This is a genomic window from uncultured Allobosea sp. (genome assembly GCF_945956895.1).
Lineage (GTDB): Bacteria > Pseudomonadota > Alphaproteobacteria > Rhizobiales > Beijerinckiaceae > Allobosea.
Genome location: NZ_CAMFJF010000150.1, coordinates 1 through 3,357, shown reverse-complemented (window position 1 = coordinate 3,357; position 3,357 = coordinate 1). Strand labels below are relative to the sequence as shown.

Genomic DNA, 3,357 nt, shown 5'->3' with positions numbered 1-3,357 from the left:
CAGATCGGCGACGGCAAGATCTTCGTCTCGTCGATCGAGAAGGCCGTGCGCATCCGCACCGGCGAGACCGACACCGACGCCCTCTGAGCCCCGACCTTCCAGGAGTTTTCACGATGAATTTCAGGATTTCCCTGCGGGCCGGATCGGCGGGCCTCGCGCTGGCGGCACTCACGGCCGGCGTCGCGCTCGCCCAGGCGCCCGCGACCCCGCCCGTTCCCAACAAGGGCGACGTCGCCTTCATGATGAGCTCGACGGTCCTCGTCCTGCTCATGACCGTGCCCGGCCTCGCCCTCTTCTATGGCGGCCTCGTCCGCACCAAGAACATGCTTTCGGTTCTGACGCAGGTCTTCGCCATCGTCAGCATCGTCTGCATTCTCTGGGTCACCTATGGCTACTCGCTCGCCTTCACCAATGGCGGCGGCCTCAACGACTTCGTCGGCGGCTTCTCCAAAGCCTTCCTGCGGGGCGTCGACGCCACCACGGTGGCCGGCACCTTCTCGAATGGCGTCTACATCCCCGAATTCGTCTATGTCTGCTTCCAGATGACCTTCGCCTGCATCACGCCGGCGCTGATCGTCGGCGCCTTCGCGGAACGCATGAAGTTCTCGGCCCTGCTGCTCTTCACCGTGCTCTGGGTCACCTTCATCTATTTCCCGATGGCCCATATGGTCTGGTACTGGGGCGGGCCTGACGCGGTCGGCAACGCCGCCAAGGCGCTCGCCGAGGCCGGTGCGGGTGGCAAGGCTGCCGCACAGTCCGCCCTCGACGCGGTCAATGCCGATGCCGGCATGCTCTTCAAGTGGGGCGCGCTCGACTTCGCCGGTGGCACGGTCGTCCATATCAACGCAGGCATCGCCGGCCTCGTCGGCTGCATCCTGATCGGCAAGCGCGTCGGCTTCGGCAAGGAGCTGATGGCGCCGCACTCGCTGACCATGACGCTGATCGGCGCCGCGCTGCTCTGGGTCGGCTGGTTCGGCTTCAACGCCGGCTCCAACCTCGAGGCCAACGGCACCGCCGGGCTCGCCATGATCAACACCTTCGTCGCGACCGCTGCGGCGGCGCTGGGCTGGCTCTTCGTCGAATGGGCGGTCAAGGGCAAGCCTTCGATGCTCGGCATGGTCTCGGGTGCTGTCGCCGGCCTCGTCGCGGTCACCCCGGCCGCCGGCTTCGCCGGCCCGATGGGCTCGATCATGCTCGGCCTCGTCGCCGGTGCCGTCTGCTTCGTCTTCTGCACGACGGTGAAGAACGCGCTCGGCTACGATGATTCGCTCGACGTCTTCGGCATCCACTGCGTCGGCGGCATCATCGGCGCGATCGCGACCGGCATCCTCGTCAACACCGCCCTCGGCGGCGCCGGCATTCCGGATTATTCCAGCAAGCCCGGCGAGCTCGCGGTCGGCGCCTACGAGTTCGGCCCCGCCGTCATGTCGCAGGTCAAGGCGGTGCTATTCACCATCGTGTTCAGCGCCGTCGGCTCGGCGATCCTCTACAAGATCGTCGATGCGATCGTCGGCCTGCGGGTCACCACCGATCAGGAGCGCGAGGGCCTCGACATCGCCGAGCACGGCGAGCGCGCCTACCACAGCTGATCCTCCCGCCGCTCCCGGCGGATACCTCGGCCCCGGCAGCGATGCCGGGGTCTTTTTGTTCATGCCGCGCGGGAGGCATCGAAGCGCTCAAGGTTAAGCGGGTCTTAACCTCGGCTTCCTAACCTTCCTCGGATGGCCGGAATGATGCGGCCCGACAGTCCGGACAAGACCCGAAACCGCATGCGCACGATCCGCCGCTCCCAATCGCTCATGGACCGCTTGCCCGACCCGGTGCGCGAGTTCCTGTCGCGTCGCGCCTCGGAGCTCACCGGCCTCGGCGTCGTCGCGTTGATGATCGCCATATCCATCGCGCTGGCAAGCTGGTCGGTCGACGATCCCAGCCTCAACAACGCCACCAGCGGCGCCGTGCGCAACTGGCTCGGCCGCCCGGGCGCCATGGTCGCCGACCTGCTGATGCAGCTCATCGGTCTCGGCGTCATCGCCCTTCTGTTTCCGCCGCTGATCTGGGCGCTCAGGCTCGTTCGCTTCCACATCTTCGATCGCGGCGCGCTGAAGCTCGGTCTCTGGGTCATCGGCGTCGCCGCGACCGCCGCCGTCGCCAGCGCGCTTCCGGCAACCCCGCGCTGGCCCCTGCCCACCGGCATGGGCGGCGTCATCGGCGACGGCCTTCTGTTCGGCACGCGCAATATCGCTGGCATCGCCGGCAGCGCGGTCGGCAGCCTCGTCGGCTTCCTCTATGCCGGCATCGCCATCCTCGCCGTCACCGCCGCCGCCGGCTTCGGCTTCGTCACCGACGAGGACCCGGCGCTCGACAGCGACGAGGCCGAGGACAGCTGGTCCGATGGCGAGGAGCGCCGCGACGACGAGCCCGGCATCGCCGTCATCCTGATCGGCTGGCTCGCCCATGGCGCGATGGCGCTGCGCGCCGCGATCCTGCGCCGCCTGCCGCACCCGCCCGAGCCTGCCGTCGATACGGGCCTCGTCCCGACCCGGGACAATGGCCGCGTCCGCCGCGAGCCGCAATTCGACGAGGCTGCCGCCGGCCGTCGCAGCCTGCCGGATTTCGATCCCGAGCCGCTACCGGGCGCCCGCGCCGTTTCGGGGCCGAATCGAGCCTCCGACGACTATGACGCACCTTTCGATCTCGACGACGAGCCGCAGGACCTGCGCGACCTCAATGCCCCGCGCGTGACCATGCCGCGCGCCGCGCCCAAGCCCGGCAAGCGCATGCAGCGCGAGGCGCAACCCTCGCTGCTCGACCGCGACTCGTTCGAACTGCCGCCGCTGACCTATCTGGCCGAGCCGAAGAAGGTCGCGGCCAACGCCGTCTCGACCGACGCGCTGGAACAGAACGCCACGCTGCTCGAAGGCGTGCTGGAGGATTTCGGCGTGCGCGGCGAGATTTCGCAGGTGCGCCCCGGCCCGGTGGTCACCCTCTACGAGCTTGAGCCGGCGCCGGGCACTAAGTCCTCTCGTGTGATCTCTCTCGCCGACGACATCGCGCGTTCGATGAGCGCGGTGTCGGCGCGCGTTGCGGTGGTGCAGGGCAAGAACGCGATCGGCATCGAGTTGCCGAACACCCGCCGCGAGACCGTCTTCCTGCGCGAACTCCTCGCCAGCCAGGATTTCGAGGCGACCAAGCACAAGCTCGCGCTCTGCCTCGGCAAGACCATCGGCGGCGAGCCGGTCATCGCCGATCTCGCCCGCATGCCGCATCTGCTCGTCGCCGGCACCACCGGCTCGGGCAAGTCCGTCGCGATCAACACCATGATCCTGTCGATCCTCTACCGGCTGAAGCCGGAGGAGT

3 protein-coding genes are annotated in these 3,357 nt (G+C 68.3%); all 3 read left to right on the top strand.

Going from position 1 to position 3,357, the window contains the following annotated elements; all coding sequences use genetic code 11:
• On the top strand, nt 1-87 hold an 87-nt coding region (locus tag Q0Q02_RS23585; protein ID WP_293813244.1), incomplete at its 5' end, for a P-II family nitrogen regulator.
• A 26-nt stretch (nt 88-113) separates the two neighbouring features.
• Nucleotides 114-1,589, top strand: a complete 1,476-nt coding sequence (locus tag Q0Q02_RS23580; RefSeq protein ID WP_293813243.1) for an ammonium transporter — start codon at nt 114-116, stop codon at nt 1,587-1,589.
• Nucleotides 1,590-1,730: 141 nt separating this feature from the next.
• On the top strand, nt 1,731-3,357 hold a 1,627-nt coding region (locus Q0Q02_RS23575), incomplete at its 3' end, for a DNA translocase FtsK 4TM domain-containing protein (RefSeq protein WP_293813241.1).

Coding starts and splice junctions, on each gene's coding strand:
- Q0Q02_RS23580 (WP_293813243.1), top strand. CDS start 114: ATGAATTTCAGGATTTCCCTGCGGGCCGGATCGGCGGGCCTCGCGCTG.